Genomic DNA, 17,075 nt, shown 5'->3' with positions numbered 1-17,075 from the left:
TCCTATAGAAAACTAAACTATGTTATAGTTCTTATTACCTAGGTCTTTTTTACCATACATTAGTAGATTCTCAATTATATCTCACATTTTGGCGAAATACCATAAAGATTACATTAAGCTTAGGAGCAGTTGGACTATGTTTTTTCAAAAGAGAACAGGCTTATATGTATTCCTCGCTTGCAGATGGACATTGCTGCTTATTGGCCTTTTATTGTATGTCCGAGATCATCTAGTTCCCCAAGAGTTCCTATTGATGGCTGTACTTTTCCAAACCATGTATAGCCTTGTACATACCAGACACATGCCTAGGAGTATAGGGATAGGTGCAACTGTTATGGATCTATGTTTTATTATCTATTTGCTAAGCCATACGGGGGGACCTTCAAGTCCATTTCTGGTGTACAGCTTTACAGGATTGGTTACGATCAAAAGGTATGTAACTTGGCGTGTATTTTATTCCGTTATACTAGGCTATCTGGTGCTAATTCCGCTTCTATTTTCCAGTGTATCTTCAACATCCATGTATGAGTACCTGAAAAAGCATTTGGATTATAGTGTTATCGCCCTCATTTTCATGCTTAGTGTTGGAACGGTACATTATGGGGTTAAGGTTGTACATAAAGAATACAGGAAGCTCGCTAGGATTTACGCATCTAGTCCATATGCGGCTTCAGCCAAACATCAAGGTGTGGTTCCATATTTGGAAGGCGTACTCAAGAAGGTGCTGGATGACCGCGATGTTATCTTGTGTCTGACTGCGGTGAGAGAGCCAGAAAAAGTCCGAAGTTGGAGACAGACTTACTTTTTGAACTATTTGAAACAAAATATGCCGCCTTCTCACAAAATGTATGCGAAAGTGCCTTCTCCGACAGGCGAGGTTTTACCTTTTTATATCGAAACACTGAAGGATCGCTTGGGAAATATGTACGGTTGGTTACTTGTGAATGCGGGTAAGGATGAATTGTCTTTTCTACATCACATGTATATTCGTTTTCTGCTAATTCGATTGGAAGCTGATCACTTTGTTGGAGGAGAATTGGTGCATGCAGCAGAGAAGGCGGTTGCGAAAGAACGTGATACGATCGCGCAAAATATTCATGACGGTATCACGCAGGAATTGTTTTTCATCTCTATTCAGCTGTTTCAGTTAAAGCAATCGCTTCCTGTAGAAGTACGTAATGAAATACTTCCTCATGTTGTCGAAATTGAAAAGAAGGTCAAAGAAAGTCACCGTGAGATTAGACAGTTTATTATCGAACTGAAGGATGAGAAAAGAAAAATCAATCTTCATCATGCCATAGAGAAACTGCTGCATCGAGTGACAGAGCATACAGAAGTAAAACCAAGCTTTGAGAAAAATGGTTGGATTGCACACGAACAGCTTGAGATTGAGGAGGCCATTTATCATCTGGTTGAGGAAGCTGCGAATAACGTCATCAAGCATGCGCAAGCCAAGCATATTTATGTGCAAATAGAGGTCACAAGTGTGCAGTGGTCAATCACAATTAGGGATGATGGCATAGGTATGAAGCTGTCGGAAGGAAACTTACAGGGGCGTTATGGACTTGGAGGCATGGAAAATCGTATCAAATCTTTGAACGGATCGCTTTCTTTTCACACGGAACTGGGTAAGGGCACAACCATTACGGCTTATATTCCGCGAGAAAGGAGATTGGCGTATGTATAGTGTGGTTATAGCTGATGATCGGCAAATTGTACGAGCAGGTCTGCACATGTTACTTGAAGGATGTGGTTCTTATACCGTGATGGGAGAAGCTTCTGACGGTAATGAGGCGGTAGCTCAAGCGCTGACCCTCATGCCAGATTTACTGTTAACTGATCTTAAAATGCCGGGGGTATCGATTATAGAGGGTTCCAAAAAATTGAAAGAAAGCTTACCTCGCATGAAGATTATCATCTTAACTGCGTTCGATGAAAGTGAAGATATCTATCGTGCTTATAAGGCGGGGGTAGATGGTTATTTAATGAAAGATACGAGTCCGGAGACAATTCTTGCTACGATTCATGAAGTCATGATGGGAACGGCAAAATTTCAACCCAAGGAGAACCGTGTTAATTTGACGGGGGAGAATAGGCTATGAATATCGTGCTGCGCTTCAGTAGACAACCGATTCATCAACTATGTATGTTTATCATTGGCAGTATGGCTGGGCTATGTACGTTGAGTGGTTTATGTTATTGGCTAATAAGCAGAAATAGCGAGTCCTATGTATATACGATGACATCTGCGACAGTTACGCTGTTTGGTTGGGCGATGTATGGACTGCAACACATGATGCCAGCGCACAGCAGGTATTCGAAAATGGTTGCACCTGCCCTAATATTTCTGGTGATCGTAGTGGTTACCTTATACAATCCATTAACCTTGCAGCAAATGTGGGTTGCGCTTATCTTTTTTCCAGTCATGCTCAGTTTGTTAGTTGAATATAAGATTTACCTGTATGGCGCGGTATTATTCGGGAGGTATCGTTCAAGCAGCCATGTATCAATACAAAGCCAATGCAGATGCCGTATCTTTTCAAAAACAGAAGCAGCAAGTGATTAATATCCTCGAATCGTTTATTTCGGTTGGAGAGAGAAAGACACAAACTTCCCGCAAAGAAATCGGTGAAATGAGTGCCTTGCTCAAAGCACTTGTTCATGCGTATGGCGGCCTGAAGGTGCAGGAGTGGGAGATTGATTTGCTAGCGCTTATGCACTTTGTGAGTCGGGTTAAATTGCCGGATTATATGTTTGAAAAAGAAGGTAAGTTATCTGAGTTCGAGTATGAAGTTGTACAGGAACACTGCTATATGGCAAGGGAATTATGCGAAGGCATTCCAGAGTTTCAAGAAGTAGAAAAGGCTTTTCTGTATCACCATGAAAAAATAGATGGCACAGGCTATCCGTATCGTCTAGAGGGTGCTCAAATTCCAATTCTCTCGCAGATGCTTGGTATAGTTGAAGTGTACCTGGCACTGACGACACCGCGTTCCTACAGGCAGGAGACCACAAGTAAAGAATCATTCGCTGAGATAAAAAAGTTAACCCATATGTCCTTTCGAGCGGATGTCGTTGAAGCGTTCGGCAAAGTGATAGATTGAGCAGTGTACACATAATCTCCTGCCGTGGTGTGGCATATTAGTAACAGTCCCAGTTGACTGTAACTCATCACAACTCACCACATCAGGCAAGGAGTGAATGACAACCACGTGAACATCATGCGAATTCTCATGCTTTCCCTGGCTCTATTCGCGGGGCAAATGACAATGGTTTCTGCTGCTGATGGCGCCTATCATTTTGGTTTCAAAAAGAGCGTCAATGGTCAACCGCCATCGATTGATCAAGAAGGCTTTAAGGGTCTGTTGAAGCAGCATGGGGCTGTTTTTACAGGCGATCAATCACAAAAGGAATTGTACTTAACCTTCGATAATGGGTATGAACAAGGCTACACAGGTCGGATTCTAGATGTGCTCAAAGAGAAGCAGGTACCTGCTATATTTTTCGTGACAGGCCACTATATCCGGACGGAGCCAGAGCTATTGAAGCGCATGGCAGCTGAGGGGCATCTGATCGGCAACCATTCGTGGAGCCATCCTGATATGAGTCAAATTCCGGCGGAACGCATTCAGAAAGAGCTTAATCAAGTGAAAGACGAGGTCGCCGCGGTTACGGGGCAAAAGGAAATGCACTATCTGCGCGCGCCGCGGGGCATATTCAATGACCGTTCGCTGTCTGTCAGCCAAGGACTTCACTACACGAATGTATTCTGGTCCGTTGCGTATCGCGACTGGGAGCCTAAGCAACAGAAGGGCTGGGAATATGCCTACAAAAATATAATGGCCCAGCTGCATCCAGGTGCTGTGATTCTGCTGCATTCCGTTTCCAGTGACAATACGGAAGCGCTTGGGAAAATTATTGACGCCGCTCGGGCGCAGGGCTACCAGTTCAAAAGCCTGGACGAGATGAAGCAGCGCACGCCGTAATGCGAGAAACCTCCTTAGCTGAGAAAGCTAAGGAGGTTTCTTTGGTTGTAGAGAGGGAGTGCGAGGCAGTTTCACTTCAGCCTCGAACGTCTGGCGAGACTTCCTGCTCGTGTGACCAGACGTTTCGCTTACCCCACCAGATAGCCATCTTATCCGAGCAGATGTTCCGCCTACCGATTAGCTGGATTTTCTACAGCTATTCTAATGAATTTAGCTCGAATTTCTCAAATAACTGGATTTCATGTAGCTAAATGGCGCCATATTTCCGAATATGCCGAGATAGGCTGAAAATAACTGGATGTTTTCCATCTAAATCGCATTATGAGTGGAGAAGGCGCAATTTAACTACCTATTTTACAGGTATTTCAGTCCCCCAAACTCACATACGTCGTATTAGAGATACAATTAAGTTGTTTTCAACAAGCTAGACAGATTGTTTTCGATCTTCGCCTCGGTTTTCTTCTGTTCTAACCAGGTTTGAGACAGCGTTGAAATCTTTTGATCAACTAGACTTTTCTTAATTGATTCTGTTTTGTCTGCAAGGGTAGGTGTAGAAGCCGCTTTACGATCAGTTACCTTAATTACATCGTAACCTGTCGCTGTTTGTACGGCTGAGCTCACGCCACCCGTTTCCAAAGCAAATGCTGCGGCTTCAAAGACCGGATCGCCCTGTCCTGCTGAAATATACCCAAGATCTCCGCCTTTATCCTTCGTTGCTGCATCGGTGGAGCTTTCCTTCGCAATAGCCGCGAAATCTCCGCCGCCTTTCAACTTCGCAATAATCGCATCTGCCTCAGCTGCAGTGGCTACAGAAATATGAGAAGCCTTCACTTGTGCAGGTACTTTAAGTGACTCTAAGTTTTCATCATAATACTTCTTGATCTCATCATCCGTAATGGTAACTTGAGGCTCCAAAATCTTCTTCAGCATGACTTGCGATTGCATATTCTTCTTCAAATCATCAATTGTCATTCCATAGTTAGTAAGCGCTTGGTTAAACTCATCTTCAGTGCCATAGCTGTCTTTAATTGTTTGAATTTCAGCTGTGATATCCGCATCGGTGATTTGGACCCCGGCTTTTTTGCTTTCTTGGCTAATCAGCTCTTCAGTAATCATCGAGTCCAAGGTTTGCGCACCGCCACTTGCAACTAACGCGTCATACAGCTTGGATGAACTGATTTCAACTCCGTTGACTTTGGCAACAGCTTTTGCAGCTGCAGTATCACTTTTAGAAACAGGTGGGAATACGGATACATAAGCGATCAGACTGACCAAAAGTATCGATGATGTCCATACCCATTTGCGATTATTTGTTGAATTCATTTATATTCTTCCTCTCGTGATGTGGCTGTTGTGTTGTGCTGTAACCCATTATGCCTGTCCAAGCTGAAGAGAGTATGAGTGTAAGCTGAACGTCAGCTTAATACAGATTTAGACTGCAAAATTACTTTGTGTACAATTTAATTGTTGACAAATGTAGCTGTGATTGATATGATTTGCTCATAAGATTTGTTTCAAATTAAATTGTATAAAATATAAAAAGTGAAACGATAGTCCATAAGGAGGAATTCCTATGCATCATAAAGCGATCATTATTGGAACTGGACCTGCGGGACTAACCGCAGCCATCTATCTAGCAAGAGCGAATATGGCGCCCCTCGTGATAGAGGGTATACAACCAGGCGGTCAGTTGACTACAACAACAGAAGTGGATAACTTTCCAGGTTTTCCAGATGGGATTACGGGACCTGAGTTAATGGACAATATGCGGAAGCAAGCGCTACGCTTCGGTGCTGCGATTCAGTCTGGACGCGTAACAGAAGTGGATTTCTCGAAACGACCATTTACCTTATTCCTCGAGGACGGGGGACAATTGACCGCAGATTCCGTGATTATTTCAACGGGGGCAACGGCTAAGAAGTTAGGGATTTCTGGTGAGGCTGACAATATCGGCAAAGGGGTAAGTACTTGTGCAACCTGCGACGGATTCTTCTTCCGGAACAAAAAGATCATCGTAATCGGCGGCGGCGACACCGCAATGGAAGAAGCACAGTTCCTGACGAGATTCGCGTCTGAAGTGCGTGTCGTACATCGTAGAGACGATCTCAAAGCATCGAAAATCATGCAGGATCACGCACGCGGCAATAGCAAAGTAGCTTGGAGCTTGAATCGCACCCCACTTGAAGTAGTTGCGGGACCGATGGGCGTGACTGGCCTGAAAGTTCACAACAACGCGACTGGGGAAGAAGAATTGCTAGAAGCGGATGGTATTTTCTTAGCGATCGGGCATACCCCGAACACGGGTTTCTTAGGCGGACAGCTGCCAACGGATGAGCTTGGTTACTTGCAAGTGATTCCAGGCACATCACAAACGTCGATCCCAGGTGTATTCGCTTGTGGTGATGTACAGGACCGTATTTATCGCCAAGCCATAACTTCAGCGGGCAGTGGATGTATGGCCGCGCTCGATGCCGAACGCTTCATTTCTGAACAACATGCTTCACAAGATCAAGAACTAGTACTTCAAGGAGGAATGAACAATGTCCGTTAAACCAATTTCCGATGCAACCTTTCAAAATGAAACAGGGACAGGTACCGTCCTCGTCGATTTCTGGGCTCCATGGTGTGGCCCTTGTAAAATGATCGCTCCGATCCTAGATGAGCTAGCTGCCGAGCTAGGCGAGAGCGCCAAAATTGTGAAAATTAATGTGGATGATAATCCAGAGTCCGCCGTGAAATACAACGTGATGAGTATTCCGACTTTGCTTGTTTTTAAAGATGGGCAATTGGTCGATCAGATGGTTGGGGTACAGAGCAAAGAGAAATTGAAAGCTGTTATTGCAGCCGTTTAAGCATATAAAACTAACTCATTATAGGAGGCATTTCATATGACACAAGCACATGTACAAGAACGCACAGGGGTAGCTACTGTAGGAGGAAATCCAATTACTTTGTTAGGTCCGGAAATTAAAGTTGGGGATAAAGCACCGGATTTTAAAGTGAATAAGGATCTGATGACGGAAGTGAGCTTAGCGGATTATGCTGGCAAAATAAAGCTTATCTCGGTTGTTCCATCTGTCGATACGGGGACATGCGACGCCCAAACGCGCCGCTTCAACGTGGAAGCCGATAAACTTGGTGATGATGTCGTTATCTTGACGATTTCGGTGGATCTGCCGTTCGCTCAAAGCCGGTTCTGTGGCGCGGCGGGTATTGATAAAGTCATTACCCTTTCTGACTACAAAAATCGCTCATTCGGCCAAGCATATGGCGTGCTTATCAAAGAAATTCAGCTGGATCAACGCGCGATTTTCATTGTAGATGCGGATGATACTGTTCGCTACGTGGAGTATTTGACTGAAATGAAGAACCATCCTGATTATGAGGCGGCTCTAAGTGCGTTGAAAGAATTAGTGTAAAAGGTAGAAAAAAGAGCAGCGATCCCTTGTGGGGTTGCTGCTCTTTTGGTTTTTGCCGTCGTGAGAAGGCTGAAACGGGCGGATAGCTACCGCCGCGACAGCGCGATCTCGCGGCTGCCCTTGACCATGCCCGCGCCGCAGAGCGGGCACGCCTTCGCCGCGAGTCGTGCCTCCTGCGGCGAAGAGATCCGCGACCAAGCTTTGCAGCCGGTCGCGCTGCACAACCACGCCGCGACCCGCTCGGTCGCGGTCGCAGCCCTAGCCCCAGCCACTTGCGGAGCCGTGGCTGGTCGCCCGGCCGCTGCTGCGCTAGCGGCCGCACCGCCACCAGCCGGCTTGCTGCGGCTGGTCACAACGGCTGTGTCCGCGCCAGGGAACGCGGACACCAAGAACCGGGAAGGCTCCGCCTTCTTCCCGCGATAATACGCTGGCGAGCTGATCAACAGCTCGCCTTTGGCCCGTGTCACGGCGACATAGGCCAGTCGCCGTTCTTCCTCGAGCGCGGCGGTTCCCTTGTCGCGCCCCGCCACGCCTACCATTTTGACATCGTCCAAATGGCTGGCATCGAGTGCCGAGCTATGCGGCATATTGCCTTCAATCGCACAGAGCAAGTACACAATCGGGAATTCTAGGCCCTTTGATTTGTGAATCGTCATCAGCGAGATTTTGTCCGCAAATTGCTCTTTGGGCAGGCGGCTCATTTCGGTGCGTTTTTCCGCCACTTCATGGATAAAATAAAGAAATTGCTCCACCGTATCAAAACGCTTGGCAGAGGACTCTAGCTCGTCCAATGTTTCCTTTAGCATCTCCCGATGCTGGGTAAGCTTGCTGCGCTTGTTGGTCTCTAGGAACGCATCGTAGAAATCCTTACGAATCGCCTGAATAGCTGCGAGCGGCGTCATTTCAACGAGTGTTTTGATAAGACGAATGCGAGCCTTCAGCTTATCTTTCTGAAAATCCTTCAACTGGGGAAGCCCAAGCAGGTGGATTAAAGGCCACTTTTTCGCCTGAATCGCTTCCTGATCTTGAATAATACGCATGCCTTGGTCTCGTCCAATATATAATGAGGGGAGGACGCCTTCAATGGCTTCAAAATTCCGCCGCTCATGTGCAATCCGCAAATGGTCAATAATTGGCTTCACCATCCACTGCTCGTAGAACGAATCATTGGTGCCATAATCCACAAAAGGGAGGTTATGCAGGATGAGTTGCTCAATAATGGCCCGACTGTTGCTTGCTGTCCGATACAAAATCGCGAAATCCCCATACTGGCTTCCACCCTCGGCCACTTTAAGCCGAATATCACTAATTAACCAATCCGCCTCGTCATCACTATTTGCCGGTTTCACATAATGCGGCTTTTGGGTACTCTCTTTTGTAGCCAATAGCGTTTTCGATTTCCGCTGCACATTATGCTTGATGATGGCATTACCCAGACCAACAATACTTGACGTTGACCGATAGTTGATATCTAGCGTAACGGTAGTAGCTGCGGGATACTGCTCATGAAATTGTAAAATAAATTCATTTCTCGCCCCATTAAACGAATAAATCGTTTGGTCATCATCACCCACAACCATTAAATTCTGATGAGTTGCTGCAATCATTTTGATAATTTCATACTGCACCGTATTCGTATCTTGGAATTCATCGACGCTGATATACGTGAATTTCCGCTGCATGGAGCGCAAAATGTCAGCATTGTGGAGGAGTAGTTGGTACGCTTTGATCAAAATATCATCGAAATCGATCTTCTGTTGCTCCATTTTCCATTGTTCATACTGCAAGAAAATCTTTTTGACTTCCTGCTCCTCTTCCGTGCCTTCCGGGAGATCTTCGACCTCGATAAGCTGCATTTTATAGGAGGAAAGCAGTGAAATGAGCACCTCAGGCTGATACGTGTCCTGCAAGCCCATACTAAGCATGATTCGCTTGAACACAATTTGCTGAAAACGGCCATCACTCAGAATTTCCTGTTGCAGCCCGTTCATTCGCAGTAATCGCAGGCAAAAGGCATGGAACGTTCGCACCTGCATCACGTTAGCCATACTCGCATGTAGACCTGGCATCGTGGTGAGGCGTTCCCGCATTTCCTCAGCGGCTTTTTTGGAAAATGTAATTAACAGCAGGTTTGCAGGCTGTACCTGATGGACTCGGAGTAAATAAGCAACGCGGCACACAAGCACCGTTGTTTTCCCTGAACCAGCGCCAGCCAGCGTGAGCAGAGGACCTTTATAATGGCGAACTGCCTTGATTTGAGCTTCATTGAGGAGGATACCGTGTTCTTCTAGATCACGGAAAAAATAGCTGTCTTTATCGGTATCAGGTACGAGCTCCGTGCTATTCGTAAGAAGTGCCATTTTCGCATGGGGCACGGGTCGATCTGTCGTTGGTTTAAAGCCTAACGGCGTTGTATACATCGGAAGAGAATTCATGTGACCACCTGTTTCATAACAATGTTCTTGCAAGACTGAACTACCTATTTTATCACAATTACAGCCGTATGAAAGGAAAAATAGCCGTATGGTTAAATCTTACGCTAAATTGCTGTGGAAACAGTTTAACGAACATGATGCCACAGGTCTTGCTGCGGAATGCGCGTACTACTTTCTGCTCTCTATATTTCCACTGCTGCTGTTTATGATAAGTTTGCTGGGGTATTTACCGTTTTCCTCCGACGATGTAATTGGCTTGCTCAGAGAGTACATTCCGGGTGCGGTGGCAGGATGGTTGGAGGAAACGCTCAGTAATCTACTCAATGTCAAAAGAGGGGGGACCCTCTCCTTCGGATTAATTTTGGCCCTTGTCAGTGCTAGCGCGGCGATGAATGCGATCGTGCGTTCCGTGAATAAAGCGTACGGACTGCCGGCACGCAAAAGCTTCATTCATTCTCGCTTCCTGGCCGTAATGCTCACTTTAGGCATGCTCGTCGTGATCGTATCGGCGCTGCTGCTCAGCGTATTTGGCCATCGGATTGGGGATTGGACGGCAGAGCATGTGCATATTGCTGCTGGACATATTGAACTGTGGAACCACCTGCGATGGATTATAAATTTTGTCATCATATTCATTGTTTTCATCGGTATTTACTACATAGCGCCTAATACCTGCTTAACGTGTAAAAGCGTACTGCCCGGCTCCTTATTTGCAGCCATCGGTTGGCAAGGTACGTCGTTGGGGTTCTCCTTCTATGTTAATAGCTTCACGAACTATAGCGCGACTTATGGCAGTATCGGCGGGGTAATCGTGTTGATGACCTGGTTTTACATTTCTGCGCTTATCATCATTATCGGTGGCGAAATTAATGCTTTACGTCATGTGAAAAATATTAATATGGCGAATGCTGCGACGCTGGATACGACGAAAAAGAACCGACTCTGAGATCTTCAGAAATCGGTTCTTTTTATGTAAGGGATAGTCTGGCGAGATGGTGATCTCACCAGCTCAAGACGCCGCCTTCCAACCGCTTAACGCCGCGAATTTTGCCAAGCTGCTCTGCTAGGCGGAACAGCGCCAAATCTTTCACTTTCGCTTCAATCATGACGTCAATGCGAGGAAGATCGATCTCTTTGCAGCTTTTCAGAAAAGCAGTCAACATCTCTGGCTCGATATAATCAGCATGAGAGCGGAATTCCTTCTCGCTTTTGGGCGAGGAGACATGAATCTTCATCGGCAGATCGCCCCAAGTTTTTGCGATTTGGGGAAGCAGCTCGATGGGGGAAAGGGCCGAGGGATTGCACCAGTCGTGGTGCAAGTCCAGCATGCACGGGCGCTGCAGCTTCTGGCTGACGGCGAGTGTCTCTTCCAAGGTGTACGTTTTGTCATCATTCTCGAACGTCAGCCGCCTCATGGCATGCTCGGGCACCTTCGGTGCGTTGTCAAAGAGCTTCTGCGTCGCGGCCCCTTTATCGCCATACACACCGCCGACGTGAATGTTAATAATGCCGGCCTCGTCCATTCCCATGCCATCTAGAATGGCTGCATGATAATTCAGGTCATCGATGGCCGCATCGACCACTTTATCGCTTCCGTTCAGCAGGGTGAACTGGTTCGGGTGCATGCTGAGCCGGATATCGTGCTCCTTTGCGAAGTCACCGAGCTTGCGAAGCTCATCCGCGTATTCCGCGGCAACATCAATCCGCACATCCGGATGTGTAGCCAGTGGGATCAGCGCAGATGACAACCGAAACAACCGAATGCCGTGAGCGGCATTGTAGTAAAGGATGCGCTGTGTGGCTTGGAGATTTTTGCGCCCAACGTCAATAGCCCGCTGCATGGCCTCCTCGCGTGGCCGCTCCGAAAAAAGCTTGTATGTAAACGTCGAGCTAGGTGTATTATTAAAAATTGCCATTGCGGTTGATACGAATCCAAGTCGAATAATCACTCGCGTGCGTCCTCCGTTACTCGTTAGTTAATGGTTACTCTAGTGTACCCCGTTTTCTAGCTTGGTTTCTAACAAATTTTCAGCTTGTTGCAGGCGGACTGCCAACAGGACTTCAACAAGACTCCAACAGGACGCAAAAAACCTCCCACTCCACAGGACAAGGGTGGAATGGAGGTTTAATGGTCTGCACTACGCAGACAGGTAATTATGAAACTATTCAACTAGTCTGAACAGACGAAACTCCCACATGAGAGGTCGATAATGGCAGTCTCAGCAACGCCTCAGCACCAAACTCACTCCGAGCGGTCGAAAGTAGCCTTCTCAGCAATCCAACTAGTCAGTACAGACGAAACTCCCACATGAGCGGTCGATAATTGCAGTCTCAGCAACGCCTCAGCACCAAACATGCTCCGAGCGGTCGAAAGTAGCCTTCTCAGCAACCAAACTAGTCTGAACAGACGAAACTCCCACATGAGAGGTCGATTATTGTAGTCTCAGCAGCGCATCAGCCACCAAACTCACTCTGAGCGGTCGAAAGTAGCCTGCTTAGAAATCTAACTAGTCAGAACAGACGAACCTCCCACGTGAGCGGTCGATTAAACCCGCTCAACCTTCAACAGGTTGGTCGTACCGGACTTCCCAACTGGAATACCAGCGGAGACGACAGTGAGGTCGCCTTTTTTCACGTAACCAAGCGTCTCTGCTTGGTTAATCGCAGAGCGAATCATCGCGTCTGTCGATTCGCAGAACTCGCCAAGAACAGGGATAACACCCTGCACCATGCTCAATTGGCTGATCGCGTGCTGGCTGTTTGTTACCGCGATAATCGGTGCTTCTGGGCGATATTTCGCAATCATGCGCGCTGTAAAGCCTGTCTCTGTCGGCGTCAAAATCGCCGCTGCATGCAGCTTGTTCGCAGAAGATACGACAGCTTGGCACAATACTTCAGTGATCTCGTTGTTGGATTGCAGTTGTGCATCTACCAAGGAGCTGCGCACCATTGTTTGCTCGACGCGCTCAGCGATCGTCGCCATCATCGTCACAGACTCGATCGGATATTTCCCAGCTGCCGTCTCGCCGGAAAGCATGACAACGTCACTGCCATCAAGCACGGCATTGGCTACGTCACTCACTTCAGCGCGAGTCGGACGCGGGTTGCGCTGCATGGAATCCAGCATTTGCGTAGCTGTGATAACAGGCTTACCTGCTAAGTTACATGCGCGGATCATATCTTTTTGTGCAATTGGAACTTCTTCTGTCGGAATTTCAACACCAAGATCACCACGGGCAACCATGATGCCGTCGGAAGCTTCCAAGATGGAAGCGAAGTTGGTCATACCTTCTTCGTTCTCGATTTTAGAGATAATCGGTGTCAAACCAGCACCGTGCTGCTCAAGAAGAGCGCGAACCTCACGAACATCGTTTCCGTTACGAACGAAGGACATCGCGACGATGGAAATATTCTCTTCAACGCCGAATTTGATATGCATGACATCGCGCTCCGTCACACCTGGCAAGGATGTGCGTACGCCCGGCAAGTTAACACCCTTGCGCTGTTTCAGCTGAGCAGGGTTCAATACGCTGCAAGTCACTTCTGTGCCGTCGATCATTTCAACACGCAGCTCGATGGAGCCATCGTCGATCAATACTAGGTTGCCCGGCTTCACATCCTGTGGCAAGCCTGGGTAGTTCACGGATACGCGGCTAGAGTCGCCGATAATTTGTTCGGTCGTCAAGACGATGCGATCGCCCGTTTGCAAATCATAGGAAGCATCTTTCAATTGACCGATGCGGATTTCAGGGCCTTTGATATCCATCAGAATCGGGATAATTACACCCATTTCTTGCGCAGCTTGACGCACACGTTGGATACGACCGCGGTGCTCATCCAAATCGCCGTGGGCCATATTTAATCTAGCAACGCTCATGCCAGAGCGGATTAATTCTTTCAGGGTAGGAACGGAATCGCAGGCAGGACCCATGGTACAAATAATTTTCGTTTTACGCATCGTGAAGGACTTCCTTTCGAATGTAAGAGATTAGTTGGCTTCATTATATGCCTTATTGATGCGAGTTTCTATGAACTATAGTATGATATATGCAATATAGTACGATAGAGAGGTGCCGAGGGATCTATGCAGCTATCAGGCTTTGACTATCATAAAAGCAGCTCATGGAACGAGGAACAGCCCAAGATCCACCAAGATTGGACGCTTATTTTTGTGATCTATGGCCGCTGTGTGTATTGGATTAACGAGAAAAAACAAGTACTAGACAAAGGGCACTGGCTGCTCATTCCGGGAGATACACCCTATTATGGGCGAAGTATGCCTACAAAAATTCATGAGAAATTTGTGCTGCACATGGATGTACAAATAGCCAAGCACATCTTTCCTCTGCTTCAACAAGAGACGCACACTTGCCGACAGACGGGTAAATTCGATATTATCGCAGATCGGCTGCGGTTGATTCATCGTGGATGGCAAGACAAACAGCCCTATTACATGGCGCTGTGTGAAGCGCATCTGCAAGAGCTGTTTGTGTATCTCCAACGAGAGTGTGATCAGGCTGCCACAACCTCAGCAACGTCACTTCTCGTGGAGCAAATGAAGGGGTACATCCAGAATCATTACCGCGAACATGTGACCAAAGACGAGTTAGGCCTCTGCATCAGTCGGTCACCGAATTATGCAGCCTCCCTTTTTCGCCAAGTTACGGGTCAGACGATTAGTGAATTCGTGCACGTCACAAGGATCAAAACCGCCATCTACATGTTGCGCCATTCCGCCCTGACCGTAACCGAAATAGCCGAATTTATCGGCTATAACGATCCGTCTTATTTTTACCGTGTATTCCGAAGAATGACAGGTTTGGTGCCGACCGAGTTAGTCTCAGATCGTGAAACGATTCGAAAATAATTACATCGTTCCGCCGCCAAGTCGAATATTTGCTGGAATTTGTTCAGGACCTTTGTTGATGTTTTCGTAAATAAATGTACTAACGCTAGCTTCATCAAATTTGGTAAGTGACATCGTTTTTGTCCAAGCCGTAACAACAACCTCTTGATCAGCAGGCACATCCACATTAGGAACTGCGAGAACCCCAGCCCCAGCCGTCTTAAAATGGGTCAGATACTCAAGTCGATCAAGCAGTTCCTTCGGTGCGTCGGGATGGTAATGGATGATAATATCCCCATGCTCCAGGTTGTGGACAAGCATCTCGTAACCAGGGCGCTCCTTATAGAAGCCGAACTTCAAATCGTGGGGACTATGTGTGCCTGAAGTAGGGATTTTCATCTCGTACATCAAGGTCCCATCTTTGTGATCGCGTCCGTAGTCCTTATCTGTCGTGACCTGAATGTTGGCATGTAGATTTAGCTTGTCTAGACTATATTTGCCGGCGGAGCTCTGAATGAGTGAAGTACCTATACTGCCGATAGCAACAATGAGCAGGGCATGTGAAATCAGTTGCCAGGTCTTGTGCTTCTTTTTCAAAGCTTGCTTTTCGGCCTTCTTCAACCGAGAGGTGTTGTCTTTGTTAATGCGTGCTGCGAGCACATAGCCAATGATAGCGGCAATGAGTAAAGCTAGTCCGATATAGAGCAATATGGTCATCGTTTCAATCCCCTTCTGCATCGTGGAATGATCCATCCTGGATAAGTTCCTGTATTGAAAAATAATGAAGACACTACAAATTGTAGTTTTTATTTGGGGTAGAAGTCAACTTCTAATCTTATCCTGATTTTGGCATCTAAAATAGAGGGTATACAAGCATCCTTGTTGAATAGTGTAGGAAAATGTCTGATTTTGTGGAAGTTATCAAGGGGGAGTAACGATGTCAGAGCAATTGCTCGAATTAAACAGAAGAAATAGCTTAATGGTTAAGCTTTTATGGGCGTGTCTTGCACTTGGGGTCGCGGCTGCTTATACATCCGTATCCATGATGATCACCCTCTCATCGGTCGGCGTGCCGATTGCGATTGTATGTACAATTCTAACTTGGAAAAAGGTTGCTATTCCCTATACAAAGTATATTATTGCGGTCGGGCTTAGTGCGATTTCCTATTTTTTTATGTCGAATAGTGCGTCGTTATTTGGTCTTTTTATTTTGTACCTTAGCTTAGCTCTTATTTCTTTATATATGGACTACAAGCCGCTAGTGCTGAATGGTGTAATCGGGCTCATTAATATGAATGTTTACATAACGACGCTTACTCCGCATGTGGACCCGATTGGGGTCAATGCTTTCTATCTGCTTACAATCATGACGCTCATCGGTCAAAGTCAGATTGGGACCAGAATGCTAACGAACGTCGCGAGAAGCGCGAAAGAATCGGAGCTTTCTAAGATCAAGACGGATGAAGTGCTGGCAGGTGTGCGTACGACGACAGAAGTGTTGGGTACATCTAGTGGAACCCTACAAGAGAACGCTGCTGTAACTGGCAGAATTACCGAGGAAGTGGTTGCTGCTTTTCAGGAGATTACGATCGGTATTGAGTCACAGGCATCTAGTATCAACGATATTACAACTGCCATTCAGAATGTGAATGAAACGGTTGAACAGACGACCGCGGCATCGAATACGATGAGCAGCAGATCGCGAGATACGGCGAGAATGACGAATGAAGGCAAGACGCAGATGCAGGATTTGTCACTCAAAATCAATGATATTACCCTTATCGTGACAGAAACCGCCGATATCATGAATGAAGTGAACGAAGAGAATGTGAAAATTGAGAACATCGTTTCCACTATCGCGGACATCGCCAACCAGACGAATCTTTTGTCGCTGAATGCTTCGATCGAAGCGGCTCGCGCAGGCGAACATGGGAAAGGTTTCTCCGTAGTTGCGAACGAAATTCGAAAGTTGGCTCAGAACGCCCACATAGCATCGACCGATATTTCGGAAATTCTTGGCTCCATTCAGACGAAAGTTGTGACAGCGGTTGAGAAGGTAGCCGTTGGGATGAAAGCCGTAGAGTCAGGGAAAAATTCGACAGATAACGTGAACCAATTGTTCGAGGTTATCAACACAAATACAGCGGAAGTCATGGAGCAAGCTGCGCATTTGCAGCGCATGAATCAACAGTTGCAGGTATCTTCGCAACACGTCGCGGAAGAAATGACATCTGTTGCAGCGATTACGGAAGAGTCGGCAGCATCCGTTCAGGAAGTGTTGGCGAGCGCCGAAGTGCAGCAGCATCGCGTACAGGATATCGTAGACAGCATCCGTCAATTGAACGAGTTAACGCAGGATCTGAAGCATTTAATCGAGAAATAAGCCTTG

Annotated in this window: 16 protein-coding genes; 11 read left to right on the top strand and 5 right to left on the bottom strand. The window is 46.7% G+C overall.

From position 1 onward, the window contains the following. Positions 1-136: 136 nt before the first annotated feature. The 5 genes from AC58QM_RS25555 to pdaA all read left to right on the top strand — a co-directional run bounded on the left by AC58QM_RS25555 (position 137) and on the right by pdaA (position 3,986). Positions 137-1,687, top strand: a complete 1,551-nt coding sequence (locus AC58QM_RS25555; RefSeq protein ID WP_497287649.1) for a sensor histidine kinase — start codon at positions 137-139, stop codon at positions 1,685-1,687. Further along, entirely contained in the window at positions 1,680-2,102 is a 423-nt protein-coding gene (locus AC58QM_RS25550; protein WP_497287648.1) for a response regulator, read from the top strand. Before AC58QM_RS25555 ends, AC58QM_RS25550 begins: the two co-directional genes overlap by 8 nt. Beyond that, complete coding sequence (locus AC58QM_RS25545) at positions 2,099-2,566, top strand: hypothetical protein (RefSeq protein WP_497287647.1); 468 nt, start codon at positions 2,099-2,101, stop codon at positions 2,564-2,566. Before AC58QM_RS25550 ends, AC58QM_RS25545 begins: the two co-directional genes overlap by 4 nt. Continuing rightward, on the top strand, positions 2,463-3,104 hold the full coding sequence (locus AC58QM_RS25540) for an HD-GYP domain-containing protein (protein ID WP_497287646.1): 642 nt from the start codon (positions 2,463-2,465) through the stop codon (positions 3,102-3,104). The genes AC58QM_RS25545 and AC58QM_RS25540 overlap by 104 nt, the downstream gene beginning before the upstream one ends. A gap of 117 nt (positions 3,105-3,221) precedes the next feature. Beyond that, positions 3,222-3,986 carry a delta-lactam-biosynthetic de-N-acetylase gene (gene pdaA, locus AC58QM_RS25535; RefSeq protein WP_497287738.1) on the top strand — a complete coding sequence of 255 codons (765 nt, stop codon included), beginning with the start codon at positions 3,222-3,224 and terminating at the stop codon, positions 3,984-3,986. Between the two features lie 405 nt (positions 3,987-4,391). Here pdaA and AC58QM_RS25530 read toward each other — a convergent pair whose 3' ends face one another. Further along, the gene (locus tag AC58QM_RS25530; RefSeq protein WP_497287645.1) at positions 4,392-5,309 is read right to left on the bottom strand and encodes a peptidyl-prolyl cis-trans isomerase; all 918 of its coding nucleotides are present in this window, start codon (positions 5,307-5,309) and stop codon (positions 4,392-4,394) included. A 250-nt stretch (positions 5,310-5,559) separates the two neighbouring features. On the opposite strand from AC58QM_RS25530, the gene trxB reads away from it, so the two are divergent. The 3 genes from trxB to tpx are packed head-to-tail and all read left to right on the top strand — an operon-like array spanning position 5,560 to position 7,405. After that, a complete protein-coding gene (gene trxB, locus AC58QM_RS25525; RefSeq protein WP_497287644.1) occupies positions 5,560-6,537 on the top strand; it encodes a thioredoxin-disulfide reductase in 978 nt (325 codons plus the stop codon). Continuing rightward, entirely contained in the window at positions 6,527-6,838 is a 312-nt protein-coding gene (gene trxA / locus AC58QM_RS25520) for a thioredoxin (protein ID WP_497287643.1), read from the top strand. Before trxB ends, trxA begins: the two co-directional genes overlap by 11 nt. Positions 6,839-6,874: 36 nt before the next feature. After that, complete coding sequence (gene tpx, locus AC58QM_RS25515; RefSeq protein ID WP_497287642.1) at positions 6,875-7,405, top strand: thiol peroxidase; 531 nt, start codon at positions 6,875-6,877, stop codon at positions 7,403-7,405. An 86-nt stretch (positions 7,406-7,491) separates the two neighbouring features. Here the strand turns inward: tpx and AC58QM_RS25510 are convergent, their stop codons facing one another. Further along, on the bottom strand, positions 7,492-9,840 hold the full coding sequence (locus tag AC58QM_RS25510; protein WP_497287641.1) for a UvrD-helicase domain-containing protein: 2,349 nt from the start codon (positions 9,838-9,840) through the stop codon (positions 7,492-7,494). A gap of 88 nt (positions 9,841-9,928) precedes the next feature. Between AC58QM_RS25510 and AC58QM_RS25505 the strand changes: the two genes are divergently transcribed. Further along, positions 9,929-10,786, top strand: coding sequence for a YihY/virulence factor BrkB family protein (locus AC58QM_RS25505; protein WP_497287640.1), 858 nt, complete (start codon positions 9,929-9,931; stop codon positions 10,784-10,786). 55 nt (positions 10,787-10,841) lie between these two features. On the opposite strand, the gene uvsE is transcribed toward AC58QM_RS25505, so the two are convergent. Further along, a complete protein-coding gene (gene uvsE / locus AC58QM_RS25500) occupies positions 10,842-11,789 on the bottom strand; it encodes a UV DNA damage repair endonuclease UvsE (protein ID WP_497287639.1) in 948 nt (315 codons plus the stop codon). 596 nt (positions 11,790-12,385) lie between these two features. Then, positions 12,386-13,798: a pyruvate kinase gene (gene pyk, locus AC58QM_RS25495; RefSeq protein ID WP_497287638.1), complete on the bottom strand. Its 1,413-nt coding sequence runs from the start codon at positions 13,796-13,798 to the stop codon at positions 12,386-12,388. Positions 13,799-13,924: 126 nt separating this feature from the next. On the opposite strand from pyk, the gene AC58QM_RS25490 reads away from it, so the two are divergent. Next, complete coding sequence (locus AC58QM_RS25490; protein WP_497287637.1) at positions 13,925-14,707, top strand: helix-turn-helix transcriptional regulator; 783 nt, start codon at positions 13,925-13,927, stop codon at positions 14,705-14,707. Here AC58QM_RS25490 and AC58QM_RS25485 read toward each other — a convergent pair whose 3' ends face one another. Beyond that, complete coding sequence (locus tag AC58QM_RS25485) at positions 14,708-15,439, bottom strand: DUF3105 domain-containing protein (protein WP_497287636.1); 732 nt, start codon at positions 15,437-15,439, stop codon at positions 14,708-14,710. A 184-nt stretch (positions 15,440-15,623) separates the two neighbouring features. Between AC58QM_RS25485 and AC58QM_RS25480 the strand changes: the two genes are divergently transcribed. Continuing rightward, positions 15,624-17,069, top strand: coding sequence for a methyl-accepting chemotaxis protein (locus tag AC58QM_RS25480; protein ID WP_497287635.1), 1,446 nt, complete (start codon positions 15,624-15,626; stop codon positions 17,067-17,069). Positions 17,070-17,075 lie beyond the last annotated feature (6 nt).

The organism is Paenibacillus sp. J22P165 (assembly GCF_059692015.1).
The sequence above is the reverse complement of the archived record's forward strand: the minus strand, read 5'-3'. Positions and strand labels throughout refer to the sequence as shown.